This window comes from Kluyvera genomosp. 3 (genome assembly GCF_011765685.1).
Classification (GTDB): domain Bacteria; phylum Pseudomonadota; class Gammaproteobacteria; order Enterobacterales; family Enterobacteriaceae; genus Kluyvera; species Kluyvera georgiana_A.
Genome location: NZ_CP050321.1, coordinates 2151340 through 2175928, shown reverse-complemented (window position 1 = coordinate 2175928; position 24589 = coordinate 2151340). Strand labels below are relative to the sequence as shown.

General features: G+C 56.6%; 23 protein-coding genes. 14 read left to right on the top strand and 9 right to left on the bottom strand.

Annotated features, from left to right (window positions below; genetic code table 11):
• The first annotated feature begins 70 nt into the window (after positions 1–70).
• Positions 71–1558: an NCS1 family nucleobase:cation symporter-1 gene (locus GY169_RS10130; RefSeq protein WP_167575656.1), complete on the top strand. Its 1488-nt coding sequence runs from the start codon at positions 71–73 to the stop codon at positions 1556–1558.
• A 104-nt stretch (positions 1559–1662) separates the two neighbouring features.
• On the top strand, positions 1663–2982 hold the full coding sequence (gene guaD, locus GY169_RS10125; RefSeq protein WP_167577279.1) for a guanine deaminase: 1320 nt from the start codon (positions 1663–1665) through the stop codon (positions 2980–2982).
• A 45-nt stretch (positions 2983–3027) separates the two neighbouring features.
• On the opposite strand, the gene uraH is transcribed toward guaD, so the two are convergent.
• From uraH to GY169_RS10110, 3 genes are read right to left on the bottom strand one after another with little or no spacing between them, the layout of a single operon-like run.
• Entirely contained in the window at positions 3028–3354 is a 327-nt protein-coding gene (gene uraH, locus GY169_RS10120; protein WP_167575655.1) for a hydroxyisourate hydrolase, read from the bottom strand.
• Entirely contained in the window at positions 3351–3851 is a 501-nt protein-coding gene (gene uraD, locus GY169_RS10115; protein ID WP_167575654.1) for a 2-oxo-4-hydroxy-4-carboxy-5-ureidoimidazoline decarboxylase, read from the bottom strand. Before uraD ends, uraH begins: the two co-directional genes overlap by 4 nt.
• Positions 3829–5211: a nucleobase:cation symporter-2 family protein gene (locus tag GY169_RS10110; RefSeq protein ID WP_167575653.1), complete on the bottom strand. Its 1383-nt coding sequence runs from the start codon at positions 5209–5211 to the stop codon at positions 3829–3831. The genes uraD and GY169_RS10110 overlap by 23 nt, the downstream gene beginning before the upstream one ends.
• A 344-nt stretch (positions 5212–5555) precedes the next feature.
• Here GY169_RS10110 and hpxO point away from each other — a divergent pair, with 344 nt between their 5' ends.
• Positions 5556–6710: an FAD-dependent urate hydroxylase HpxO gene (gene hpxO / locus GY169_RS10105; protein WP_167575652.1), complete on the top strand. Its 1155-nt coding sequence runs from the start codon at positions 5556–5558 to the stop codon at positions 6708–6710.
• A 17-nt stretch (positions 6711–6727) separates the two neighbouring features.
• Here the strand turns inward: hpxO and hpxR are convergent, their stop codons facing one another.
• A complete protein-coding gene (gene hpxR / locus GY169_RS10100; protein WP_167575651.1) occupies positions 6728–7636 on the bottom strand; it encodes a LysR family hpxDE operon transcriptional regulator HpxR in 909 nt (302 codons plus the stop codon).
• 123 nt (positions 7637–7759) lie between these two features.
• Here hpxR and hpxD point away from each other — a divergent pair, with 123 nt between their 5' ends.
• The 6 genes from hpxD to GY169_RS10070 all read left to right on the top strand — a co-directional run bounded on the left by hpxD (position 7760) and on the right by GY169_RS10070 (position 13937).
• A complete protein-coding gene (gene hpxD / locus GY169_RS10095) occupies positions 7760–8797 on the top strand; it encodes a molybdenum cofactor-independent xanthine hydroxylase subunit HpxD (RefSeq protein WP_167575650.1) in 1038 nt (345 codons plus the stop codon).
• A 13-nt stretch (positions 8798–8810) separates the two neighbouring features.
• Entirely contained in the window at positions 8811–9782 is a 972-nt protein-coding gene (locus GY169_RS10090) for a PDR/VanB family oxidoreductase (protein ID WP_167575649.1), read from the top strand.
• An 801-nt stretch (positions 9783–10583) separates the two neighbouring features.
• Positions 10584–10790, top strand: a complete 207-nt coding sequence (locus GY169_RS10085; protein WP_167574671.1) for a hypothetical protein — start codon at positions 10584–10586, stop codon at positions 10788–10790.
• 274 nt (positions 10791–11064) lie between these two features.
• Positions 11065–12150: a YadA C-terminal domain-containing protein gene (locus GY169_RS10080; RefSeq protein WP_167575648.1), complete on the top strand. Its 1086-nt coding sequence runs from the start codon at positions 11065–11067 to the stop codon at positions 12148–12150.
• A gap of 216 nt (positions 12151–12366) precedes the next feature.
• A complete protein-coding gene (locus tag GY169_RS10075) occupies positions 12367–13368 on the top strand; it encodes a porin (protein WP_167575647.1) in 1002 nt (333 codons plus the stop codon).
• 176 nt (positions 13369–13544) lie between these two features.
• Positions 13545–13937, top strand: coding sequence for a hypothetical protein (locus tag GY169_RS10070; RefSeq protein ID WP_167574670.1), 393 nt, complete (start codon positions 13545–13547; stop codon positions 13935–13937).
• Positions 13938–14014: 77 nt separating this feature from the next.
• Here the strand turns inward: GY169_RS10070 and GY169_RS10065 are convergent, their stop codons facing one another.
• Both GY169_RS10065 and GY169_RS10060 read right to left on the bottom strand, forming a co-directional pair.
• Entirely contained in the window at positions 14015–14242 is a 228-nt protein-coding gene (locus tag GY169_RS10065; protein ID WP_167575646.1) for a hypothetical protein, read from the bottom strand.
• 28 nt (positions 14243–14270) lie between these two features.
• Positions 14271–14681: a hypothetical protein gene (locus GY169_RS10060; RefSeq protein ID WP_167575645.1), complete on the bottom strand. Its 411-nt coding sequence runs from the start codon at positions 14679–14681 to the stop codon at positions 14271–14273.
• A gap of 503 nt (positions 14682–15184) precedes the next feature.
• Here GY169_RS10060 and GY169_RS10055 point away from each other — a divergent pair.
• A complete protein-coding gene (locus tag GY169_RS10055; protein WP_167575644.1) occupies positions 15185–16417 on the top strand; it encodes an MFS transporter in 1233 nt (410 codons plus the stop codon).
• On the opposite strand, the gene GY169_RS10050 is transcribed toward GY169_RS10055, so the two are convergent.
• Together GY169_RS10050 and GY169_RS10045 are read right to left on the bottom strand one after the other, a co-directional pair.
• Complete coding sequence (locus GY169_RS10050) at positions 16404–17036, bottom strand: helix-turn-helix domain-containing protein (RefSeq protein ID WP_167575643.1); 633 nt, start codon at positions 17034–17036, stop codon at positions 16404–16406. The genes GY169_RS10055 and GY169_RS10050 overlap by 14 nt on opposite strands.
• 122 nt (positions 17037–17158) lie before the next feature.
• Positions 17159–17596, bottom strand: coding sequence for a hypothetical protein (locus GY169_RS10045; protein WP_167575642.1), 438 nt, complete (start codon positions 17594–17596; stop codon positions 17159–17161).
• A 189-nt stretch (positions 17597–17785) separates the two neighbouring features.
• Between GY169_RS10045 and GY169_RS10040 the strand changes: the two genes are divergently transcribed.
• The 4 genes from GY169_RS10040 to GY169_RS10025 all read left to right on the top strand — a co-directional run bounded on the left by GY169_RS10040 (position 17786) and on the right by GY169_RS10025 (position 23296).
• The gene (locus GY169_RS10040; RefSeq protein ID WP_167575641.1) at positions 17786–18862 is read left to right on the top strand and encodes a LacI family DNA-binding transcriptional regulator; all 1077 of its coding nucleotides are present in this window, start codon (positions 17786–17788) and stop codon (positions 18860–18862) included.
• A gap of 143 nt (positions 18863–19005) precedes the next feature.
• Complete coding sequence (locus GY169_RS10035; RefSeq protein WP_167575640.1) at positions 19006–22083, top strand: beta-galactosidase; 3078 nt, start codon at positions 19006–19008, stop codon at positions 22081–22083.
• Between the two features lie 129 nt (positions 22084–22212).
• A complete protein-coding gene (locus tag GY169_RS10030) occupies positions 22213–22953 on the top strand; it encodes an AzlC family ABC transporter permease (protein WP_167575639.1) in 741 nt (246 codons plus the stop codon).
• A gap of 1 nt (position 22954) precedes the next feature.
• Positions 22955–23296, top strand: a complete 342-nt coding sequence (locus GY169_RS10025) for an AzlD domain-containing protein (protein ID WP_167575638.1) — start codon at positions 22955–22957, stop codon at positions 23294–23296.
• A 26-nt stretch (positions 23297–23322) separates the two neighbouring features.
• On the opposite strand, the gene GY169_RS10020 is transcribed toward GY169_RS10025, so the two are convergent.
• Positions 23323–24519, bottom strand: a complete 1197-nt coding sequence (locus tag GY169_RS10020; RefSeq protein ID WP_167575637.1) for an MFS transporter — start codon at positions 24517–24519, stop codon at positions 23323–23325.
• Positions 24520–24589 lie beyond the last annotated feature (70 nt).

The following is a 24589-nucleotide window of genomic DNA, read 5'->3' as shown; positions in this document are numbered from 1 at the left end:
TTTTGGCCCAATTCCTGCAACAGCCTCAGCAGTTCATCTCAATGGGTTTTGATTAACAGGAGCAGGTTTCATGCCAAATACACAAAATACGCATCAGGTTAAGGCCGCTGATCCCCACGCTGGATACAGCCCACGGCTTTGTAATGAGGATCTGGCGCCGACGCGCGATCAGAACTGGAGCTGGTACAACATCTTTTCATTCTGGATGTCGGACGTACACAGCATGGGGGGCTACGTGGTCGCGGCGAGCTTCTTTACGCTGGGGCTGGCGAGCTGGCAGGTGCTGCTGTGCCTGTTAGTGGGGATTTGTATCGTTCAGCTGTGCGCCAACCTGGTCGCCAAACCCAGCCAGATGGCGGGCGTACCTTATGCGGTGATTTGTCGCCAGGCGTTCGGTGTTTTCGGCGCGAATATTCCGGCGGTGATCCGCGGGCTTATCGCCTTCGCGTGGTATGGCATTCAGACCTATCTGGCGGCCAACGCGCTGATGCTGGTGATGCTGAAGTTCTGGCCGTCGCTGTCGGCGCTGACCGAAGCCAGCTTCCTTGGCCTGTCGCATCTGGGCTGGCTCTGTTTCGCGACCATGTGGCTGCTGCAGGCGATGGTCTTCTGGCACGGGATGAACGCCATCAAACGCTTTATCGATATCGCGGGGCCGGCGGTCTACGTGGTGATGCTGGGGCTGGCCGGCTGGATTGTATACAAAACCGGTTTTGACGGTATCTCCTTTACGCTGGCCAGTAAATCGCTAAGCGCCGGGGAGCAAACCTGGCAGATGATTACCGCGACTGCGCTGGTGGTCTCCTACTTCTCCGGCCCGCTGCTCAACTTTGGTGATTTCTCGCGCTACGGTAAAAGCATGGGCGAGATTCGCCGCGGCAACCGCTGGGGTCTGCCGTTCAACTTCCTGCTGTTTTCTATTGTCACGGTAGTGATTGTCTCCGGCACCCAGTCGCTGTTTGGCCGCATGATTACCGACCCGATTGAAACCGTCAGCCGCGTCGGCAATGACCTGGCGGTGGCCATTGGCCTGCTGACCATGATCACGGCCACCATCGGCATCAACATCGTGGCCAACTTTGTCTCGCCGGCGTTTGATTTCTCGAACTGTTCACCGCAGAAAATCAGCTTCCGCACCGGCGGGATGATCGCCGCCGTGGGTTCCATCCTGCTGACGCCGTGGAATCTGTTTAACTCGCCGGAGCTGATTCACTACACCCTCGACGTGCTGGGGGCGTTTATCGGGCCACTGTTTGGCATTCTGATCGTCGACTTCTACCTCATCAAACGCGGCCAGGTATCGGTTAACGATCTGTTCGACGATACGCCGAAGGGCAAATACTGGTACCGCAACGGCTTTAACCCGAAGGCGATTGCGGCGCTGGTGCCTTCCGTCGCCATCGGCCTGGTCATCAGCTTTATTCCTGCACTGCACGAAGTGGCAAACTTTAGCTGGTTTATCGGCGTCTTCCTGAGCGGCGCGGCCTATCGCTGGATTGCCCGCGACGAGCGTGTCGCCGCACCGGCCGGCTTTAACGCCCTCGCCCAGAAAGAGTAATGGATACCTACGCCGCGGCGTCCTGTCGCGGCGTATTTTCCTGCAAACTGGCATTAATTTTGCTGATTTCCTCTCTCCCTTCGCGCACCCACAAGGCAGCTATGATGATTGACTACTCCGTCGCCCTACGCGGCGCCTTTTTTGATATCGCCGCTGTCGCCGACAGCGCGGACGATATCGCCAGCCACGCCCGCTATCTGGACGATGGCGTGCTGTTTCTGCGCGATGGCCGCATTCACGCGCTGCTCCCCTGGCAGGAAGCCGAGCAATATCTGCATCCGCTAACGGGCTATCGCGACCTGCGCGGTAAGCTACTGCTGCCGGGCTTTGTCGATGCCCACGTCCACTATCCGCAAACGGAAATGATCGGGGCTTTCGGCGAACAGCTGCTTGAGTGGCTGACCACCTATACCTTTCCCGTTGAACGTCAGTTTGCCGATGCCGACTATGCCGCCGGGATCGCCCGCTTTTTTGTGAGCCAGTTGCTCAGCCACGGCACCACTACCGCGCTGGTATTTTGTACCCTGCATCCGGAGTCGGTGGATGCGCTGTTTAGCGAAGCGCTGCGTCTGAATATGCGTCTGCTGGCCGGAAAGGTGATGATGGATCGCCACGCGCCGGAGTATCTCAGCGAAAGCGCGGAACAGAGCTATCGGCAGACCCGCGAGCTGATACAACGCTGGCACCAGCGTGGCCGCCTGGGCTATGCCATTACGCCGCGCTTCGCGCCGACCTCCACGCCCGCTCTGCTGGCGGCGGTACAGCAACTGCGCGAAGAGTTTCCGGACACCTGGCTGCACACCCATCTGAGCGAAAACCTCAACGAAATCGCCTGGGTCAAAAACCTGTGGCCGGAGCATGAACACTACCTCGACGTCTACCATCACTACCAGTTAACCGGCCCACGCAGCGTGTTTGCCCACGCCATTCACCTCGCGGACGCGGAGTGGCAGTGTCTGCACGATACCGGTTCGGCGGTGGCGTTTTGCCCGACGTCAAATCTGTTTCTGGGCAGCGGCCTGTTCCGCCTGCCAACCTGCTGGCATCAACAGGTGCGCATGGGTATCGGCAGCGATGTGGGGGCAGGTACCACCTTCAGCATGCTGCGAACGCTGGGTGAGGCCTACAAAGTCAGCCAGCTCCAGAGCTATCGTCTGCGCGCCAGCGAAGCGTTTTACCATGCCACGCTTGGCGGCGCGCACGCCCTGCGTCTGGATGATCACATTGGTAATTTTCATCCCGGTAAAGAGGCCGATTTCGTGGTCATCGATCCGGCGGTGACGCCGCTACAGCGGCTGCGCAGCGAACGGTGCAAAGATATCTATGAACAGCTGTTTGTCCTGATGACGTTGGGCGATGAACGCAATATCAGTGAAACGTGGGTCAACGGCGAACGCGTGTGGGGGAATGCAGCAGAGGAATAATCCGCTCCCGGCGTCATCCGCGACGCCGGGAAAACAGGCTTAGCATCAGCTACCGCGATAGGTGGACCAGCCGCCTGGGGCAATTAAAAACGGCAGATGGTAGTGATCGTCCGCCGCCTCGCGGATAACAAAATCGATTTGCGCACTCAGGTACAACGTCTCGCGCCCGCGGGCGGCGAACCAGTCGCCGATTGCCGCCGTCAGCCGGTAGTTTCCCGCCGTCAGCGGCCCGTCGTTGAGTGCGCCAATACGTCCATGCTCATCGGTCACGCCATGGGCAATCGCGGCGCCATCCCGCCCCAGCGTCACCCTGACGCCCTGCGCCGGTTGGCCAGTCGAGACATCCAGAATATGCGTGCTCAAGGTACTCATTCGCCAATTACTCCTTCCAGTCTTAATAACGTAATTTCACGCAGCTGCGCTAAGGCTTCCTGCGCCTCATCGCGCTCGCTGTTCTGCAAACGCCGCGTCAGCGCCGCTAAAATGTCTTCCCCGCTGCGCCCTTTGGCGCGAATTAAAAACACCCGACCAAAGCGCGCTTCGTAGCGGGCGTTGCCCGCTTTCAGCGCCTGTGCAAGCTGTGCATCGCGATCGTCCACATTCCCCTGTTCCTGGCGTGACAGCGCCGCGTGCGCCTGCTCGCCCGTGGGTTTCTCGCCAATGCGCGGATGGGCGCTCAGCGCCTGCGTCAGCTCGGCTTCGCCCCAGTTCTCCATCAACTGCTGCGCGGTATTGAATAGCTGCTCACGTGAGCGCCAGGGTCGCCCGGCGGCCAGCGTGGCAGCCCAGCCAGGAATGGCAACGCAAGGTGCTAACAGTGAAGCGGCCTCCGTGCCGCTTAATTGATTAAAGTGATTCAGCGCGATCATCGCGGCTCCTTGTAGTGCTCTCCTGCGGGGCTTTCTCTTCAGGAATAATCAGATTGAGGACAATCGCCACCAGACCGCCGCTGGTAGCGGCAGAACCAAACAAGTTCTCCACCATCGGCGGGAAGTGGGCCAGAAACGCCGGTACCGCTTCAATCCCCAGACCAAAACCAAATGCCAGCCCAACAATCAGCATATCGCGGCGGGTCAACGGTTTCTGGGTGATAATGCGAATTCCCGCCGCCACGACGCAACCGAACATAACCATCGTCGCGCCGCCTAATACCGGCGCCGGAATCTGACGCAGGATTTCGCCAAACGGCGGGAACAGGCCGAGCAGAATTAAGATAACCCCAATGTAACGCCCAACGTAGCGGCTGGCGACGCCGGTCATCTGAATCACGCCGTTGTTTTGCGCAAACGTGGTATTGGGGAACGCGCACAGCATCGCCGCCACCATGCAGCTAATCCCATCGGCCAGAATGCCGCCCTTCAGCCGTGAACGGAAGGCGCCATCGTCAATGGACTGCTGTGAGATCAGGCAGTTTGCCGTCAGGTCACCAACAGCCTCCAGAATACAGACCAGCGAAACCAGCGCAATTGGCAAGAAAATCGCGCCGTTGAACTGGAAACCGAACGGGAACAGCTGCGGCAGACGGAACCAGACCTCACCCACGCCTTTTAGCTGGAACATCCCGCTCAGCGCCGCGGCCAGACAGCCAACGGCAATCCCGATGACCACGGAAGAGAGGCGCAGCCAGCGGTTTTTCAGGCAGCTCAGCAGCACAATCGTCGCCAGCGTTACCGCCCCCAGCGTAATATTGCCCATGCTGCCAAACGCTTTTGCCTGTTCGCCGCCGCACCAGTTAATAATGCTGACTTTAATCAGGCTGATGCCAATCAGCGCAATCACGCTGCCGGTAATCACTGGCGTAAAAATACGCTTCAGCGGCTCGATAAAACGGCTGACAATACAGGGCACCAGCGCGGCAACAAAGTTGACGCCAAACAGCATGGCCATAATGTCCTGCGGCGTGCCGCCCTGCCCTTTAACCCACATACCGCCGGCAATGGCGACCCCGAGAAACGCAAAGCTGGTGCCCTGCATACAGATCATTCCGGCGCCAATCCCCCACACCCGGTTAGATTGCAAAAAGGTGCCGATCCCCGAAGCCAGCAAAGACATACTGATCAAATAGGGTAGCCATTCCCCTAATCCTAAGGTCGCGCCGATAATCAACGGCGGCGTGATAATGCCCACCAGACCGGCAAGCACGTGCTGCAACGCGCTGAAAAAGGCCGGAAGCGGCGGAATGCGCTGCTCAAGGCCGTACAGTAAACCCCCGTTCTTTTCATCTGACATGATCGTTCATCCATTGCGAGTAAGCGTGCAGTGACTACTGCATAAAACAGGCCAAAACCAATTACACTTTCGCAACATTTAATCTTTTCCATTATTTACAATGAGATATAAAAAATACATCCCCATACTCCCCCAAGTCAGCGAGGGCAAGGAAGTGAAACTTTCGATTCCATTAAGCCAATGGAGAAATTATTGATTCACAAAAAGGCAACAAAACCGCCAATATGCACCTAATTTGTGCACCCCATTGCCCACTTCCCCCGCAAACCCGCCAAATCCGCGTCTTCGTCATTGTGGTACGCAAATTGCTGAATGCCTTCACGACACAGGTAAAGGAGATGTAAATGAAAGCATTGATCATTGGCGGTGGAATTGGCGGGCTGAGCGCGGCGGTCGCGCTGAAAAATGCGGGAATCGAATGTGGCGTTTTTGAAGCGGTAAAAGAAATTAAGCCGGTCGGCGCGGCCATTTCCATCTGGCCGAACGGCGTGAAGTGCATGCAGCATCTGGGGATGGGCGAGATTATTGAAAACTACGGCGGCCCGATGCATTTTCTGGCTTATAAGGAGTATCTGCGCGGTGAAACCCTCACCCAGTTCAGCCTTGCGCCGCTGGTGGCACGCACCGGTGGCCGTCCCTGCCCGGTTTCCCGCGCCGAATTGCAGCGTGAAATGCTCGACTTCTGGGGCCGCGACGCCGTGCAGTTCGGCAAACGCGTTGTCCGCTGCGAAGAAGATGACGACGGCGTCCGCGTCTGGTTTACCGACGGCACCCAGGCTGAAGGCGACTTTCTGATTGCCGCTGACGGGAGCCATTCGGCGCTGCGCCCCTGGGTGCTGGGCTATACCCCCGAACGCCGTTACGCGGGCTATGTGAACTGGAACGGTCTGGTCGACATTGATGAGGAGATTGCGCCGGGCAATCAATGGACCACCTTTGTTGGCGAGGGAAAACGCGTCTCGCTGATGCCGGTTTCCGCTGGCCGCTTCTACTTTTTCTTCGATGTCCCGCTGCCGCCTGGGCTTGCCGAAGATCGCAGTACCCTGCGCGCCGATCTGCACCGCTACTTCAGCGGTTGGGCAGCGCCGGTGCAGAAGCTGATTGCCGCCCTGGATCCGCAGACCACCAACCGCATTGAAATTCATGATATCGAACCGTTTGACCGGTTGGTGCGCGGCAAAGTGGCGCTGCTCGGTGATGCCGGACACAGCACCACGCCGGATATCGGCCAGGGTGGCTGCGCGGCGCTGGAAGACGCCGTCGTTCTCGGCGATCTGTTCCGCCACAGCCGCGACATCGTCAGCACGCTGCGTCAGTACGAAGCGCAGCGCTGCGACCGGGTGCGCGATCTGGTGTTGAAGGCGCGTAAGCGCTGCGACGTCACTCACGGCAAAAATATGCTGCAAACGCAAGCCTGGTATGAGGAGTTAAAAACCGAAACCGGTGAGCGCATTATTAACGGGCTGTGCGAAACCATTCAGGGCGGCCCGTTAGGCTAACCGGGCCAGCGGCTCCTTCAGCTTGTCTGCATCGCCTCCATCACCGCAGTGAGCTTCTGAATCACCCTTTGCGCCGGACGCGAAAGCTGGCGTGAAGGGGCGGTACATAAGGCCAGCGTAAGTGGTCTCAGTTGCTTATTGCGCAGCGGAACAAACGCCAGCAGACCTTGTTTGACCTCATCCAGCACGTCAAGCCGGCTGAGGATCGTCACGCCGCTGCCTTTCAGTACCAGCGATTTAATCAGCCGGATATCGTTGCAGCCAATGCTGTTGGCCGGAAACAAATCGTGCTGCCGATAGAGCATCGCCACCCGTTCATGCACAATCAACGGCGCGCCGGGCACAATATGCCGTTCTTCGCTAAGCTGCCCCAAGGAGACGCTTTCAGCGCTCGCCAGTAGATGATCCGGACGCATCACAACGCCCATCGCCAGCTCGGCAAACGCCAGCACGCTCAGCCCGGCCTGACCTTCCGGGTCGAGAATCAGGCCAAAGTCGAGATCTGCCAGGCGTACCTTCTGGCTGACGGTGTGGCTATCGGAGACCTGCAGGTTTAACTCCAGCCACGGCCAGTCGGTAATGATATCCGCCAGCGCGGCGGCAAAACTCCCCTCTGCCAGCGCCTGCACCATTCCCACGCTGACGTTGCCGCGCTTTAACCCCTGTAGCTCATCAAACTTTTGTCGCGTGAGATGAAACTCCTTTTGCCAACGCAGCAGATTATCGTACAGCAGCTCGCCAGCAGTGGTCATGCGCAGCCCTTCCGGTAAACGCTCAAACAACGGCGTACCGAACGTCTCTTCGGCCTGCAGGATTTGTCGGTTAATGGCGGAGGCGGAAATATGCAGTTTTTCTGCCGCGCGTCGCAGGCTGCCGCAGCGCGCCACTTCAACAAAATAGAGCGCAAATCGTGAAAATGGACTCATCCTTTACCTGTTCTCTTTTTTGCAACGGTTAAGTGAATTAATGGCGATGGACGTCAACACCCTAATATGGCAACAATAATCTCACAACAATTAAACAGTTATTTTTGTGAGCCGGAGAACGCCATGCACCAACCGTCTATCGCCCCACCCGCCCATTGCAGCTTTGAACCTGAGGATTGGCTGCGCCTGGCGCAATGCTGGCACCCGGTCGCCCGTGCCTGCGACATTGGCCCGGCCCCGGTGAAAGCCACCCTGCTTGATGAGCCGTTGGTTATCTATCGTATAAAGGGCCAGGTCGTGGTGGCACGCGATGCCTGCCCCCATCGCGGCGTGCCGTTGACGCTGGGCTTTCATGATGAAGAAGGGATCGTCTGCCCGTACCACGGCCTGCGCTTCGGTGAAGATGGCCGCTGCAACCGCATCCCTTCCAGCCCCGACCAACCGGTACCGGCAAAACTCAATCTCACCCATTTTGCGGTGGAAGAACGCTATGGGCTGATCTGGACCTGTCTGGCCTTCGACCCGGAAAATCCACAGCCGTTGCCCGTCATGCCGCACTGGCATGACGAGGGATTTCAGCAGATCAACTGCCCGGCCTTTGAGGTCAACGGCTTTGCGGGCCGCCAGGTGGAAGGCTTTCTCGATGTCGCGCATTTCGCCTGGATCCATACCAACACCTTCGCCGACCCGGAAAATCAGCTGGTGCCCGACTACAGCCCTCAGGAGACGACGTTCGGTTTCATCGCCGATTACTGGAGCTCGGTGGGCAACTATCCCGCCAGCGCCGATTTTCGCGCCCCGGAAGGCTTCCGCTGGCTGCGTCATTTCGAGATGCATCTGCCGTTTACCGCCACCCTGACGATTCATTTTCCCGGTGATGCCAGGCTGGTGATTATGAATGCCGCCTCGCCGGTTTCCGCGCGCGTCACCCGCATGTTTGCTCCCATCGCCCGTAACTTCGACCTGCATGTGCCGGTGGAAGACGTGCACGCCTTTAACCTGCGCGTGTTTGAGGAGGACCGGCTGATGGTTGAGAGCCAGCGGCCTGAGAAACTGCCGCTGGATTTAACCCTCGAAGCGCATATTCCCGCCGACCGTAGCTCCATCGCCTACCGCCGTGGGTTGAAGAAAATGGGCTTCGGTGACTTTTTCCTCGTCTAAATGGAGAACCAGAATGAATGATGTCTTAAAGGTGGTCGTTGAGGGTCTCTGGTGTCAGGGAGAACAGAATCTGGCGATCCGACTAGTCGCTGAAAACGGCCAGGCGCTGCCCGCCTGGCAGCCCGGTGCGCATATCGACGTGCACCTGCCCTGCGGGATTATCCGCCAGTATTCGCTCACCGGCGCAGGAAGCGCCGACGACGGCTATCTGATTTGCGTAGCGCAGGAAAATACGTCACGCGGCGGCTCGCGATATATCCACCAGCAGCTACGCCCCGGACAGACGCTACTGATTTCGCCTCCGCGCAACCTGTTTCCACTCCAGGCGCTGGAGCCGGTGGCGCTGCTGGCCGCCGGGATAGGCATCACGCCGCTGTATGCGATGGCGTTACGTCTGAATGCGGAGGGGGTGCCGTTTAGGCTGCACTATTATCTGAAAAATCGCGCCCAGGGCGCGTTTGTTCGCGAACTGCAGCAGCAATTCGGCGCAGAACAATTCGCGATTCACTGCTCCCAGGAAGGGGACAGCGCCCGCCAGCATCTGGCGCAAGCGCTGGAGGGGGTCGAGCCCGGTCAGCCTATCTATCTCTGTGGGCCGGAAGGTTTCATGGCGACCGCGCGGCGGGTCGCCGTGGAAAAAGGCTGGTCGCCAGCGCAAATTCACAGTGAAGCGTTTCAACCGCTGGCCCCCTCCATCAGCGCGGAGGAGGACGGTGAAACCTTTAACGTGACGCTGGCCTCGTCGGGCAAACGCTGGCCGGTGCCCGCGAATAAAACCATCGCTCAGGTGCTCCAGGAGAACGGCGTGGCCGTCCCACTTTCCTGCGAAATGGGGATTTGCGGCGCTTGCCTGACGCCGGTTGTGGAGGGCATTGTCGACCACCGTGATTCTGTGCAGTCGGCGGCGGAGAAAACGGCCAGTAGCCAGCAAATTGCCCTGTGCTGCTCGCGCAGTCGGTCGGCCAATTTGTGTATTGATTTGTAGTCAGGCCAATAATGACGCGTAAAACGCCATGATGCCTGTTCTCCAACAATATCGCTTAGTTTATGCCGCGAATTATTGGGCCCAATAACGTGGTTATATGATTCTGCTTCGCTAAAAAAAAGTATCTAAAATGAATAATCAATCACGCAATCAAAAACCACAATCTCAATACAAAATAAAAACAGAAAATTCGATAAAATTAACGACATTCGCACTACTTCTCATGCTAATGATTGATTTACAAACGATAATCATGTTCCTGTTCTCATTTAAAGCAATGTATACCTTCACGCTTAATTGATCCCAATCAAACTACGCATATTTTTATGACACTTTTAACGACACACAATCTTACCTTTCTTTACGAAACTGTTGCGAGAAATGCGGATACTTTTGTACTAGTAAACGGATTATGAAAGAATACTTTCAGCCACCCTCTGCATAATCACTCAAATTCCCTGACTATCCCCCTGATAAAACGTGAAGTACATCACTACTCCGCACAAAATCGTAATAGGCTGCCAGGCTTGATATTTATGTCAATTTATTACGTTCCCGCCTTCTGTTAGCCAATGCCCTCCAGGCGATTCTCTCTCACCCTTTATGGTCCATCGTTTCAAAAAAAATGTTCTCTCCGCAACCCACATCTTCGGCTTTCATTCGAATATACAAATAATAATCACCAATTACCTTAACGTTTTTAATACAAAATAAGCGGCGTTTTCCGAATATTGACATGTCTTTTTTCCCCCTGCATATTTTACGAAGAAAAATAATGAATCGGATTACATGAGGAATCTCATGAACAACACCAGGACATATCCCGCGAAACGCAGACGTCGCGGCGAAGTACAAAATGCCAGTTTGACTATGCTCAGCGCACGCATCGCTGATGACCTTTGCGAATACGTTCGTGAGGTGGCTTTTCAAACCCGTAAAAGTAAACAACAAATTATCACCGAGGCGCTGATGCTACATCAGGCCAACGGGATTGAAACGCATGAATAAACAAAGAGATAGCATCAAACAGAGACGCCATTGATCGAGCGCTAAATATTTAACAGTGAATAAAAAACAATAACCCGTTTTTTATTCACTCTCACAGATAACAGGTCAATATCAGCCTGTTTTCGGTGAAATAATGTTTTGTCAGAAAAATAATAAATCACAAAACATCGTGGCTGAGGTTATTACACTTCAGGGCTACTGTACGCCCCTGCCACTCGCTAAATAAAACCGCCATAACAGGCGAATAAATTCAGTTAATGACAGGTAACTCATTATGCAGTCCGTAAGTAAAAGTATTATCGCCGTCGCGGTGTTGGCCGCGATATCCTCCAGCAGCGCCATGGCTCAACAAGTCGGCGTCGATCAGACAGATCCCTACGGCCTTGGTTCATACACCATCGTGGGTACGCCGAATCAGGCTTACGACCTCGATAAAATGCAGCAGGATGCACAGGTTGCCGCCGACGCAAAAGTGACCGCCGATAAAGCGAATGCCGACATCCTTAAGATGGGCAAGCAGGTTGAGGATAACCGTCTCGATGCAGGCACTAACAGCGTTCGTATTAAGCACCTCGAAACGGAAGCCTCCATTCTTAACGGGCAAGCGGTACAACTGCGCCAGGATGTGAATATCAACACGAAAGCGCTGTCTGTACTCGGCGGCAACGTACAACAGCTACAGGGGCAGATTGGCAATTTCGTCACTAAACCGGAATTCAAAACCGACCAGGATCGCCAGGATCAAATCGTTACCGCGTTAACAAATACCGTTAGCAGTAAAGCGAACCAGGCCGACGTTGATGCGAACAAAAAGGCGATTACCGCCGATGAAGCTAACATCACCGCCAACAAATCCGCTATCGATAGCGAAGTGAAGGCCGAACAGCAGCACTTCTCCACCCTCTCATCCGGCGTGCAGCAGGCCCAGACCACCGGCGCGGCCGCTCAGAATCGCGCTGATGTCGCCTTTGCCAATGCCGAAGCAAACCATCAGGCGCTGGCGAACACCAACCAGCGCCTTGCCAACGACGAGAAAACGCTGGCTAACCACGAACAGCGCATTTCCGATCTGGAAGCCAACAACCAGACCAACTTCAATTCGCTGAAAGACCAGCAGAACAAAGATCGTAAAGAGTTCCGCGCAGGTCTGGCTGGCGCTTTCGCCCTCACCGCCATCCCGCAAGCGCCGCAGGGCCACACCGTCGGCTTCGGCATGGGCGTCGGGACCTTTAACGGCCAGAACGCCGTATCTGCCGGGATCAGCGCACGCGTGTCAGCCAACGTTTCCGTAAAAACCGGTCTGTCCTGGGATACCGCGGATAACGTCGGTGCAGGCGCGGGCGTGCTGTTTTCTTATTAAGAGCACATTCCTCCTGCCCTCACAGGGGAACATTATTGCGCTGAACCACGCAATAAGGGCGAAAGCCCAGCCTTCATCGTTATTGTTGTATTTGCCACTTTTTTCGTAGTTAGAGAGATGTTTCCCCCGGGTACGGGGGCTTTTTTAAGTAGAAGGAAAATCTACTTAACAAAGCTGTAATGACGATAGCAACCACAACTAGAAAGTGAGTTTGAAATGAAAAAAACAGCAGTGGCATTGGCCGTATTGGCTTTAGGGGTAACTTCCGCACAGGCAGCGGAAATCTATAATAAAGACGGCAATAAGCTGGATCTGTACGGCAAGGTTAAAGCCGCGCATAGCTGGACGGACGGCAAAAACGAGGATGGTACCTATGCGCGTCTGGGCTTCAAAGGTGAAACCCAAATCAACGAGGAGTTAACGGGCTACGGCCAGTTCGAAGGTCAGCTTGATGCTGCGAACGCAGAAGGTTCTCAGAATGGCGAATCCACCCGCCTGGCGTATGCTGGCCTGGACTATGGTCACAACGTTAGCTTTGACTATGGCCGTAACTACGGTATCGCTTACGATGTCGGGGTTTATACTGACAACCTTTCCGAATTCGGCGGCGACTCCTATGAAGGCACTGATTCATTCCTTACTGGTCGCACTAGTGGCGTTGCTACATTACGTACCAGCAACGCCTTCGGCTTAGCGGACGGCGTCAGCTTCGGCGCACAATACCAGGGCGCAGACGCGACCGATAGCGACCCCGCTAAACAGCATGGTACAGGTTACGGCTTCTCTCTGGGTTATGACAACATCGCTGATTCCGGTATTTCGACTATCGCCACCTACGCGACCAGCGCGGTCACGGGCCACCAGAAAACGGCGGGCTGGACCGGGAATAACGCTGAGTTCTGGGGCGTGGGTGCGAAATATGACGCGAACCGCGTATACGTTGCAACCATGGGCGGCGAATCTCACAATCTGCTGAAAGGCGCTCACGAAGCGAAACACTTTGAAGCGATGGCCGCGTATGTGTTCGACTTTGGCCTGCGCCCGAACGTGGGCTACGTGCACGCACGCGACAATAACAATCGTGATATTACCGAGTATGTCGCGCTGGGTTCAGATTACTACTTCAACAAAAATATGGTGGCGGATATCGGCTATCAGATCAATCTGGCTGATAACGGCGACAACACCGTTGTGGCTGGCCTGACCTACCAGTTCTAAGGCCATACGATCGCTACCGTCGGCGGGAAGTGTGGACATGCTATCGCCGACAATCAGACTGACCTGTCTAAATCATTAACTTTGAGTATGTCTTATACTGTCCCCCCGGGTGAGGGGGGATTTTTTGATTGCGGGCAGTGATGCGTAATATCTTTTATAAAAAAGGCTATATCACAATGAAAAAAATCATGGTTTCCGTTCTTGCTCTGACGGCGTTGGCTGCGATGCCAGCACAGGCCATTAACGCCAAATACCGCGAGCAACTTGAACGTTCTGGCTGTACTGAAATGAACGCCGGCGTCTCCTGCGACATTAACAAAACCAAAGCGCAGAACGCCAAACAGGCGCCAAAGGCTGCCGCGAAGCCTAAGCTGACGGCCAGCCAGCAATACGGGCAGATTGTTGGCGAAGCTGAAACTATCCTCGGGATGAAAGGCATTGCGGCGGAGGAGTTTTTGGTTGAGAAAGGCTGGCGCCAGCAGTCTAACGGTGACTGGAAAAAAGCCGGCCACGAACTGCGTATTATCGAAGATAAAGGCGTGGTGCGTAACGCCCAGATCGTTAAATAATAAAAAGGCTCCTGCGGAGCCTTTTTATTACGCGGAATAACGGCGATACCTGTTTATGACATCGCCCGCACGATGGGTTACGCCACCTTCTTTACGCGCAATACTCTCTGCGGCAACTCCCCCTCAACGACCAGCAAAGCGGACTTGAGTTCAACCTTCATTCCCTGGCGAATCGAGGCGGCTTTTATACTGGTAGATTCCTGTTGAAAGGCCCCCTCATTGTAGGGGAACAACAGAATACATTCGCCCAACTCTTTCAACTGCCGGAGTGCTTCCGTTCGCGTATTGTAATTGCGATATTTCATTCTATGTTTCACGATCGTTATTATTCACTTATCCTGCGGCGGTGTGTTCTGCATTCTTTTGCCGTACACCGGAAAATAGCCAATGCCAGAAGAAGACTTTGATTCCTGCGCCGGTAAACGTTGCCACATAGAACCATGGACTATGCACCATGGTCGTGCGAATGACTTCCAGCAGATCCACGTTGAAACTGTCTGCCATGGCGTAGTCAATGGTCCCTAAAAACACCAGCGTCAGAGCCATCATCACCATCACCGCGTGCAGCTTGCCAAGCTGTGGCAGGCGGCCGGAAGCCCATTGCCACAAGAAAGCCGTACTCAACAGGAACAGCGCTGATAATAGTAACCCGGTCTTAAAACCAAAGTCTTGAAATTCCCGAAACAAGCTGAGCGCACTCATCAAAATGAATATTCCCAGCATGGCTTTTTTAATAACCCCCATCCTTCCACCTATAAAACCATGACATTAAATAAACAATTAACGCTTACCCGCGCGCATATCGACTTGCACGGATATTTGCAGTTAAGAACGAATATGATTGTTTTAATAAACACCCGGACCAGCAAAATGCCTGGCATGAGACTACCCTGGCAATACTAAGGTTTTTTATTTTTCATGACCAAGAAAAACAAATGTATACTTTAAATACGGAAAAATCCGATCAATAAATAGTGAACAAAAGAAAGCCAAAAGAGATTATTGATATAAACAGTGAGCGTTGAACAGGACGGCGTTGCTGCTGATTTGCTCGTTACCGTTCAGTGATGGCGCATTTGAGAGAAAACGATGCCGATGGCTTGCTGGCGGTGCTCGGCAGGTTGATGATAAATCAGCACTTCCGTACCGAAATTACATGATATTATGCGTAACCCTATTGATTCTTGCGTCTTCAACGCTCGCAGGCCGTCTGTTAAACGCTTTCTAACCCTGAACTCATTGCCATAATGAATACGTATAATAAAAAAGTTCGCGCCTATCACTTCCCCGCATTCCGCTATCTGTTCACCGCCCGCTTGCTGACGGTCCTCGGCAACGGTATGGCGCCGATTGCGCTGGCCTTCGCGGTTCTCGATATCGGCGGAACCGTTTCTGATTTGGGGATGGTGGTTGCCTCTCGTTCCATTCTCAACGTCGCCTTTCTGTTGCTCGGTGGCGTCCTGGCCGACCGCTACTCGCGTAGCCGGGTGCTGGTTTACTCATCCAGCGTCGCCGCCCTCTCGCAGGCCATCGTGGCCTGGCTGGTGCTGGATGGCTCTGCGACGGTATTAAGCCTTGCCCTGCTTGGCATGCTTAACGGGGCCTCCGCCGGTATCGCCTTACCGGCTTCACAGGCGCTGGTCCCGCAGACGGTACCCAGCAAAAATCTTCGCGAAGCCAACGCGCTGGTGCAGCTCGGTATTTACAGCGGCACAGTGATTGGCGCGTCCCTTGGCGGGATCCTCGCCAGCTCGGTCGGCCCCGGCTGGGGGCTGGCAATCGATGCCATGGGCTTTGCCGCCGCAGCCCCCCTGTACTTTATGATTCGCGTGGCATCGTCCAGGGTCAGCGCCGCGCAAAGTAACATCCTGCAGGATTTAAAAGAGGGATGGAAAGAGTTCGCCAGTCGTGCCTGGGTGTGGTCAGTCGTGGTTCAGTTTACGATTATCAACGCGGCATTCAGCGGCATAGTGATGGTGCTTGGTCCGGCGATAGCCGACGCCTCCTTTGGCCGGGCGAACTGGGGGATCATTGTGGCGGCCGAAAGCGTCGGGTTAATCGTGGGCACCTTTATCGCCCTGCGCTGGCGGCCACGCCGTGATTTGTTTATCGGCGTCATGCTGGTTGGGCTCTGCGCAGCCCCTATTTTGCTGCTCAGCCAGGCCGCCTCTGCCGCCTGGCTGATGGCGGCGTTCTTTCTTACCGGCGTCGCGTTTGGCCGGTTCGGCGTTGCCTGGGCCCATTCACTGCAAACGCATATCCCGCCGGAAAAACTCGCCCGCGTTTATGCCTATGACGCCGTCGGTTCTTTTGTGGCTATCCCTTTCGGTGAACTGGTTGCCGGGCCGTTAGCAATGCAGTACGGCAACAGCCACGTGTTGTTGGTTGCCGGCATCGCGGTGGTGATCGCCACCGTCTGCGCCAGCCTGGTTCCGGCAATCAGGCGGCTGGAGAATACCGCTCAGGTCAGATCGCTGTAAGCTGATAAACCGGCACGCGTCGCGTCGTGCCGGTTAGCGTATCAAAAACGTCCGTTTCCGACGTGGCGATCCGCATCCCCGTTTTGCGCAGCCGCTGTACATCGGCGGCGATGCGTTGCAGGCCAAACCAGAACAACCCATCCAGCGCCGTCACCGCCAGCCTGTTTTCCAGCGCAAGCCGCAGGCGTTCCCGCGGATGTTTCACCTGCTGGGCGATTTCGCGATAGGGCGTTTCGCCGTTACCCGCCCCGTCGGTGCGGCGAATGCGGGTGGAGAGATGGTATTGAAACGCTTCCGGCACGCCAGTGAGATCGCTTTTCAGGCTATAGACACAGCCAAAACGCTTTCCGTTAAAGGTCGCGCTTTTCTGATTCAGGGCGAGCTCATCGCGCACGCTGGCGATCAGCTGCGGCGCGCGCGTCAGCAGCAGCCGAAAAGGCAGTTCGAAGCTGGTGACGTAATCCACATTCAGCAAGGCAATGCGCAGACGCTCTTCCGCTCCCGCCCCGCTCGCCTGACATTCCGCTATCACATCGGCCCACTGTTTCGTGAGGCGTTCGCTTTCCGTCGCCTCCGTAAAGCGGTATTTCTCAATCTGGTAGTCAATGCGCCCGCTCACCGTTGATACCCTTCTGATTATCGTATTATGCGTCGCTCACTTTACCAGCGACGCGCGAGCACCGGAAGCCTCTATCTGACAACAATAATCCGTGATTTCAACGGCCATCACGACGTCTGATGCTATTCACACGTATCGCGCCACGGCCCGCGCGGGCACGGCTGCATCAGCGCATTCACGCGCTGCGGGTAAATGTCGTACATCCCGCCGTTGAAGGGGTCAACGAGGAACCAGCCGGGGACGCCGAGGAACAGGAGGTTGCCGAACGTATACCAGTGGGTGGTTCGGGTTTGCAGCGGTACCAGCGTCGGATAATAACCCGCGTGCAGAAAAGTCACGTTATAGGTGAGTTTGCCAAAATAGCGGTTATCCGATTTAGGCAGCGTGACTCGTTGCGGAGTTACGCCGCGCGCGCTCACCACCCCATGATTATCCGAGATAACAAACTGCGCCCCCACCGGGTCGCTTTCCAGATACACGCTCTGCGTTGACTCGCCGACAATGGTGGCGCAGCCGCTTAGCAGCAAACAGACCACAACGGATAACACGACTTTGACCATTTTTTAGGTTCCACTTTTCCCTCATAAGATAGAATCCTTAAGCGACAAAACAGCGGGTAATATTAAATCGCGCGTCGGTAGGTTAACCCCGCCACCGTGCGCCTTCCGCGAACAAATGCTATGATATGCCAACGATTTTTGGCTGCCTGACAGTCATCTTCAACATGATAAATGACGAGGAATCCCGGCATGAAAGCGAAGTCTGTCACCCTCTATGACGTAGCCGAGCACGCTAACGTCTCGTATCAGACTGTCTCCCGGGTGATTAATCAGGCCGCTCACGTATCCGAAAAAACGCGCCGCAAGGTGGAAGCGGCGATGGATGCGCTGAACTATATTCCCAACCGCATGGCGCAGCAGCTGGCCGGGAAACTGAGCCATACGCTGGGGTTTGCCACCAGCAATCTGGCGCTGCATGCGCCGTCGCAGATTGTGGCCGCCGCCAAGTCGCGGGCGGGCGAACTGCAATTTAACGTGGTGATCGCCATGACCGAGCAGTCAGGGCTGGAGGCCAGCAAAGCCGCCGTCAGCCAGCTGTTGTCGCAGCGCGTTGACGGCATTCTGGTCAATATTCCCATGGAAGAAGAACACACCCAGGAAATCGTGCGGCTGTGCGGCGCTATCCCGGTGCTGTTTCTGGATGTCTCGCCGTCAACCACCACGCACCATATTGTTTTTGACCCGCAGATGGGCGCGAAGCTGGGTGTCGATCATCTGCTCGAACGGGGTCATCAGCAGATAGCCCTGCTGTCCGGCCCGCTAAGCTCCATTTCGGCGCGTCTGCGCTTGGAGGGCTGGCAGTCTTGCCTGGCGGAACACCAGTTGATGCCGGTGGCGGTGATGTTTGGCGACTGGAGCTCGCTATCGGGCTACCAGCAGGTTACGCGGCTGCTTAACGAGGGAACCCTCCCGACGGCCATCCTGGTGGCAAACGATCAGATGGCGCTGGGCGCCCTACGCGCACTTTCCGAATACGGTTTGCCGGTCCCCGGGGCCGTCTCGGTGGTCGGCTACGATGATACGGAAGATAGCGCCTGCTTCACCCCGCCGCTCACCACCATCAAACAGGATTTCAGGGCGTTAGGGAAAGTCAGCATTGAGCGTCTGCTGGCGCTGATCGACGGAGAAGAAACGGTATCCGAATTACTGCCGGTCAGCCTGGTGGTGCGCAAAACCACCGCCAAACCGCCGTCTGATTCGCTCAGCCCGCAGCAGCTTGCAGAGGAACTGGCTCGCCTCGCCCGGCAGGTTGCCCGCCTGCAATAACCGCTCTCCAGCGCCCCGCCTTCGGGGCCATGATTTGTGATTGCCTTCACCCTCTCCCGCGATGATCCTTTACATGCAGCGGGTATCCTCACATAGTAATTAAAATTGTGAGCGAATCGCAAATACATCAAGGAACCACCACTATGAGCCCTCAACCTCTCTCTTTGGCCGCCGTACTCGCCCGCCGCGACTGGGAAAATCCCGCCGTCACCCAGCTCAACGCGTTGGCCGCCCATCCGCCCTTTTCCAGCTGGCGTGAGGCCGATGACGCCCGCCGGGACGCCGTATCACCGTCGCGGCAACTTCTCAATGGCTGCTGGCAGTTCAGCTACTTTACGCGGCCGGAGGCGGTACCGGAAAGCTGGTTGCAGCACGACCTGGCGGACGCCCACAGCATTGCGGTTCCTGCCAACTGGCAGATGCTGGGTTACGATGCGCCCATTTACACCAACGTCACCTATCCCATTCCGGTTAATCCGCCGTTTGTACCGCAGAATAACCCTACGGGATGTTATTCGCTCACATTCAACGTTAATCCACAATGGCTGATCGACGGGCAGACGCGCATTATCCTCGACGGTGTCAACTCGGCCTTTCACCTTTGGTGTAACGGCCAGTGGGTCGGCTACGCGCAGGACAGCCGCTTACCGTCAGAGTTTGATCTTAGCGAGCTGCTGGTTGACGGCGAGAACCGCCTGGCGGTGATGGTGCTACGCTGGAGCGACGGCACCTATCTCGAAGATCAGGACATGTGGCGGATGAGCGGTATTTTCCGCGATGTTACGCTGCTGCATAAACCAACGACTCGCCTGAGCGACGTCCAACTGGTTACCCAACTCAACGACGAATTCAGCCGCGGCACGCTGGAAGCGACCGTGATCGTTGAAGGCGATATCACCCGCGACACGCGCGTCGCCGTGCAGCTGTGGCAGGACGATCGTCTGGTGAGCGAAGCAGAGCAGCCGCTCGGCAGCGACATCATTGATGAGCGTGGCGGTTATGCCGATCGTACTACGCTGCGCCTGCCGGTGGCGCAGCCCGCGCTGTGGAGTGCGGAAGTCCCCGTGCTCTACCGCACCGTGGTGCTGCTCAAACGCGGCGATACGCTGGTTGAGGCGGAAGCCTACGACACCGGCTTCAGAAAGGTTGAAATCAGCGGCGGGCTGCTGAAAGTGAACGGTCAGCCGCTGCTGATTCGCGGCGTTAACCGCCATGAACATCATCCGGATAACGGCCAGGTGATGGACATCGACACCATGCGTCAGGATATCCTGCTGATGAAGCAGAATAACTTCAACGCGGTGCGCTGTTCCCACTACCCTAATCATCCGCAATGGTATCGGCTGTGCGATTACTACGGCCTGTACGTGGTGGATGAAGCGAATATTGAAACCCACGGGATGGTGCCAATGCGCCGTCTCAGCGATGACCCTCGCTGGCTGCCGGCGATGAGCGAGCGCGTCACCCGCATGGTGCAGCGCGATCGCAATCACCCGTCGATTATTATCTGGTCGCTGGGTAACGAGTCCGGGCATGGCGATAATCACGATGCGCTGTATCGCTGGATCAAATCCAACGATCCCTCCCGCCCTGTCCACTATGAAGGCGGCGGTGCAAACAGCGCCGCCACCGATATCATCTGCCCGATGTATGCTCGCGTCGACCAGGATCAACCGTTCCCGGCGGTGCCAAAATGGTCCATCAAAAAATGGGTCGGCATGCCGGATGAAAACCGTCCGCTGATCCTCTGCGAATACGCGCATGCGATGGGCAACAGTCTTGGCGGTTTCCATAAATACTGGCAGGCTTTCCGTCAATATCCCCGTTTGCAGGGCGGCTTTATCTGGGACTGGGTCGACCAGTCGCTCAACAAACGCGATGAAAACGGTCAAACCTTCTCCGCCTATGGCGGTGACTTTGGCGATACGCCGAACGACCGTCAGTTCTGTATGAACGGCCTGGTGTTTGCCGACCGCACCCCGCACCCGTCGCTGTATGAAGCGCGTTACGCCCAGCAGTTTTTCCAGTTCCGCTGGCTTGCCGACAATCAGCTGGAAGTCACCAGCGAATACCTGTTCCGTACCACCGACAATGAGCAGCTGTGCTGGACGGTGAAGCTCGAGGGGGAATCGCTTGCCAGCGGCAGCGTGCCGCTGACTATTGCGCCACAGGGGAAACAGACGATCGCCCTCGATCTGCCGCCGATCGCCCGCAGCGGCGAGGTGTGGCTGAATGTCGAAGTTAGGCAGAACGCCGCCACCCGCTGGAGCGAAGCCGGACACGTCTGCGCCCGCGAGCAGTGGCAACTGCCGGGTCTGCTTAACGCGGAATCCGTCGTCACCCGCGGCAAAACACCGGTACTGACGCAAACCGATACTCATTATTTCATTGCCCACGGCGAGCAGCAGTGGCAGTTCGATCGTGCCAGTGGCCTGCTGACGCAGTGGGTCAGCCACGGCCAGAACGTTCTGCTGACGCCACTCCAGGATCAATTCACCCGCGCGCCGCTGGATAACGACATTGGCGTTAGCGAAGTGACGCGTATCGATCCCAATGCCTGGGTTGAGCGCTGGAAAGCGGCCGGTTATTACACCATGGCGTGCCATACCGTCAGCCTGAGCGCCGATACGCTGACAGAATCGCAGACGGTACAACTCCGCTCAGAGCATCACTGGCTGGCGCACGGTAAGTTGCTGTTTATCAGCCGCAAAACTTACATTATTGATAATCAGGGCGAGCTACAAATTAGCGTTGATGTTGACGTCGCCCGCGGCACGCCGTCTCCGGCGCGCATCGGCCTGACCTGCCAGCTGGCGGAAGTCGCGCCGCAGGTCAGCTGGTTGGGGCTGGGGCCGCATGAAAACTACCCCGATCGTCAGGCCTCGGCCCACTACGATCGCTGGCAGCTTCCGCTAGCTGAGATGTACACGCCGTACGTCTTCCCGAGCGAAAATGGCCTGCGCTGCGGTACTCAACGTCTGGAATATGGCGCTAACCTCTGGCGCGGTAATTTCCAGTTCAACCTCAGCCGCTATAGCCAGTCTCAGTTGCATAACACCTCACACCGGCACCTGCTGGTCGAAGAAGCCGGAAGCTGGCTGAATATTGATGGCTTCCATATGGGCGTTGGCGGCGATGACTCCTGGAGCCCGAGCGTTTCTGAAGAGTATCTGCTGCAACAGCCGCATTATCACTACAGTCTGCGCTGGGCGCGTCGCTAGCTCGGCTGTAAGCGTAAAAATCCACGCCGACGCGTGGATTTTTTTATGCGTGCGCGAAAGCTCACCATATGATAATCGTATTCCTACAAACGCTTATGATTATCACGCTTTATATCACGGGAAGAATGGATGTTGATGAAAACAACGGCCTCAGCGCCTCACGAGGTCAGAGCACAGTTTCGCGCCGGGGTAATTGCCTGCTTTCCGACGATCCCCGGCTACTGGAGCATTGGTTTTGCCGCCGGAGCTATCGGCACACTTTCGGGTTTCACGACCCTGCAAACGGCGCTACTGGCCAGCCTGCTGTACGCCGGGTCGGCACAATTTTTATTCTACTCGCTGTGGGCCGCGGGCGCGGAGGTGGCATCGGTGGTGATCAGCGTTCTGCTGGTCAACCTGCGCTATCTGCTGATGAGTTCGGCGATGAGCGTCTTCTTTCGCGAGCACACCACCGTCCAAAAAATCCTCAGCGGCCTACTGCTGACCGACGAAACCTTTGGCGTGGCGGTGCAGTACGGCGGCGCGCACAGCAAAGTCCCGTTTGCCTGGATGCTGGGGATTAACGTCGCCGCCTGGCTGAACTGGATCCTCGCCTGTATCGTCGGCGCCGGTCTGGCCTCCGCGCTGCCGCCCGCGCTGATGGAAGGATTGAGCTTTAGCCTTGTCTCTATGTTTATCGGCCTGGTGCTGATGTTGTGGTTCGCCAGCCGTCGTCGGCTGCTGGAAACCGTTGCTATCGCCGTCTCGGTGTTGATTACGCTGTTCATGGCCGGCCATACCGACACCAGCGTGGTGGTGATTGTCGCCGCGTCCGTTTCCGCAACGCTTGCCACGCTGGGACTGCGTTTGTTCGCGAAGGGAGAACAATAAAATGGAACGCAATATTCTGCTCGCCATTATTGCTTCGGCGGTGGTGACCGCGCTGATGCGGACCGTGCCGGTTCTTTTGCTATCTCGCTTTCGCATGCCGCCCGCGCTACAGCAGTGGCTCAGCTTTATCCCGGCCGCCATTATGTCGGCGATTATCGCCGCAGAGCTTATCGGCAAACCGGCGCTCACGCCCGGCGGGGTGAGCATTTCGCTGCTCGCCGCGGCAGCGGCGACGCTTGTCGGCATACTCAGCCGCAGCCTGTTTGCCACGGTGATTGCCGGAATGGTGGCCTTTACCGGGCTCAGCTTCCTTCTCACCCGATGTGACATGGCGTTCTGCTGACAACAGAACGCCATGTTACGGTCGCTTTACTCCGCAGCAGGCGCTTTCACCCGCACGCCAGCCAGCACCACCATCATCGCCACCACCAGCAGCACACCGCTGGCGGTAAAGACGCCGCTGGCGCCGTTAAGATCGAAAACCAGCCCGCCGCCTGCCGCGCCCGCACTAATGGCCAGTTGAATGGAGGCCACCAGCAGGCCACCGGCGCTTTCTGCTTCATCCGGTACCGTGGTGGCAAGCCAGGTTGACCAACCTACCGGCACCAGGCCGAAGGCAAATCCCCACAGGCTCACCAGCAGGCCGTCCAGCAGCGCCAGATGACCGAAGGCCACCATCATCAACGCCAGAATCCCCATTGCCAACGGCACCAACGCCAGCGTCAGGCGCAGGTTCCGCGCCAGCAGATGTCCGGCGATTGACGTGCCGACAAAATTCGCCACGCCAAAACCCAGCAAAATCAGCGAAATGGTTTGCACGCTTGCCTGACCAACCGTTTCAAGGAACGGGCGCAGGTAGGTGAAGAAGGCAAAATGGCCGCTGAAAATGAAAATGGTCGCCAGCAGCCCGCCCACCATGCCAGGGCGACGCAGCACTTTAAACAATGTGCCAAGGCTCGCGCCGCTGTCTGGGCGCATGGACGGCAACACCCATAGCTGCCACAGCAGCGCCAACGCGCCGGGCACCACGCAAAGAATAAAAACATTACGCCAGCCAATCAGGCTTCCGAGAAAGCTGCCGAGCGGTGCGGCGACGACGGTGGCTATCGACACACCGGCAAAGATAATCGACAACGCTTTTGGCACATCGCTCGCCGGCACCAGCCGCATCGTGGTCGCCGTCGACATCGCCCAGAAGCCACCAATCGCCACGCCCAGCAGCAGTCGCCCTAATAACAACACGTGCAGCGACGGCGCAAACGCCACCAGCAGGCTGGAGACAATTTGCAGCAGGGTAAAGAACATCAGCACCCAACGACGGTCGATGCTTTTGGTGGCCGACGTAATCAGCAGCCCGGTCACCAACGCCACCAGCGCGGTCGCCGTCACCGTTTGCCCGGCAACGCCCTCGCTCACGCCGAGGCTTGCCGCCATTGGTGTAAGCAAGCTGGCCGGTAAAAACTCGGCGGTAATCAAACCAAAAACCCCCAGCCCAAGCGACCATACGGCACGCCAGGCGGGTTTGGCCGGGGCTAAAGACCCGCTTTCAGCGACGCATGAATTCATCTGTTACTCTCCCGTTATGAAAATGTGATATATGTCGCAAAGCATAGAAAGTTCCGCCAGGACGATCTAT

What these genes read in the sequence shown, in the direction of transcription:
- GY169_RS10130 (WP_167575656.1), top strand. Translation starts at nt 71, where the DNA reads ATGCCAAATACACAAAATACGCATCAGGTTAAGGCCGCTGATCCCCAC.
- guaD (WP_167577279.1), top strand. Translation starts at nt 1,663, where the DNA reads ATGATTGACTACTCCGTCGCCCTACGCGGCGCCTTTTTTGATATCGCC.
- uraH (WP_167575655.1), bottom strand. Translation starts at nt 3,354, where the DNA reads ATGAGTACCTTGAGCACGCATATTCTGGATGTCTCGACTGGCCAACCG.
- uraD (WP_167575654.1), bottom strand. Translation starts at nt 3,851, where the DNA reads ATGATCGCGCTGAATCACTTTAATCAATTAAGCGGCACGGAGGCCGCT.
- GY169_RS10110 (WP_167575653.1), bottom strand. Translation starts at nt 5,211, where the DNA reads ATGTCAGATGAAAAGAACGGGGGTTTACTGTACGGCCTTGAGCAGCGC.
- hpxO (WP_167575652.1), top strand. Translation starts at nt 5,556, where the DNA reads ATGAAAGCATTGATCATTGGCGGTGGAATTGGCGGGCTGAGCGCGGCG.
- hpxR (WP_167575651.1), bottom strand. Translation starts at nt 7,636, where the DNA reads ATGAGTCCATTTTCACGATTTGCGCTCTATTTTGTTGAAGTGGCGCGC.
- hpxD (WP_167575650.1), top strand. Translation starts at nt 7,760, where the DNA reads ATGCACCAACCGTCTATCGCCCCACCCGCCCATTGCAGCTTTGAACCT.
- GY169_RS10090 (WP_167575649.1), top strand. Translation starts at nt 8,811, where the DNA reads ATGAATGATGTCTTAAAGGTGGTCGTTGAGGGTCTCTGGTGTCAGGGA.
- GY169_RS10085 (WP_167574671.1), top strand. Translation starts at nt 10,584, where the DNA reads ATGAACAACACCAGGACATATCCCGCGAAACGCAGACGTCGCGGCGAA.
- GY169_RS10080 (WP_167575648.1), top strand. Translation starts at nt 11,065, where the DNA reads ATGCAGTCCGTAAGTAAAAGTATTATCGCCGTCGCGGTGTTGGCCGCG.
- GY169_RS10075 (WP_167575647.1), top strand. Translation starts at nt 12,367, where the DNA reads ATGAAAAAAACAGCAGTGGCATTGGCCGTATTGGCTTTAGGGGTAACT.
- GY169_RS10070 (WP_167574670.1), top strand. Translation starts at nt 13,545, where the DNA reads ATGAAAAAAATCATGGTTTCCGTTCTTGCTCTGACGGCGTTGGCTGCG.
- GY169_RS10065 (WP_167575646.1), bottom strand. Translation starts at nt 14,242, where the DNA reads ATGAAATATCGCAATTACAATACGCGAACGGAAGCACTCCGGCAGTTG.
- GY169_RS10060 (WP_167575645.1), bottom strand. Translation starts at nt 14,681, where the DNA reads ATGGGGGTTATTAAAAAAGCCATGCTGGGAATATTCATTTTGATGAGT.
- GY169_RS10055 (WP_167575644.1), top strand. Translation starts at nt 15,185, where the DNA reads ATGAATACGTATAATAAAAAAGTTCGCGCCTATCACTTCCCCGCATTC.
- GY169_RS10045 (WP_167575642.1), bottom strand. Translation starts at nt 17,596, where the DNA reads ATGGTCAAAGTCGTGTTATCCGTTGTGGTCTGTTTGCTGCTAAGCGGC.
- GY169_RS10040 (WP_167575641.1), top strand. Translation starts at nt 17,786, where the DNA reads ATGAAAGCGAAGTCTGTCACCCTCTATGACGTAGCCGAGCACGCTAAC.
- GY169_RS10035 (WP_167575640.1), top strand. Translation starts at nt 19,006, where the DNA reads ATGAGCCCTCAACCTCTCTCTTTGGCCGCCGTACTCGCCCGCCGCGAC.
- GY169_RS10030 (WP_167575639.1), top strand. Translation starts at nt 22,213, where the DNA reads ATGTTGATGAAAACAACGGCCTCAGCGCCTCACGAGGTCAGAGCACAG.
- GY169_RS10025 (WP_167575638.1), top strand. Translation starts at nt 22,955, where the DNA reads ATGGAACGCAATATTCTGCTCGCCATTATTGCTTCGGCGGTGGTGACC.
- GY169_RS10020 (WP_167575637.1), bottom strand. Translation starts at nt 24,519, where the DNA reads ATGAATTCATGCGTCGCTGAAAGCGGGTCTTTAGCCCCGGCCAAACCC.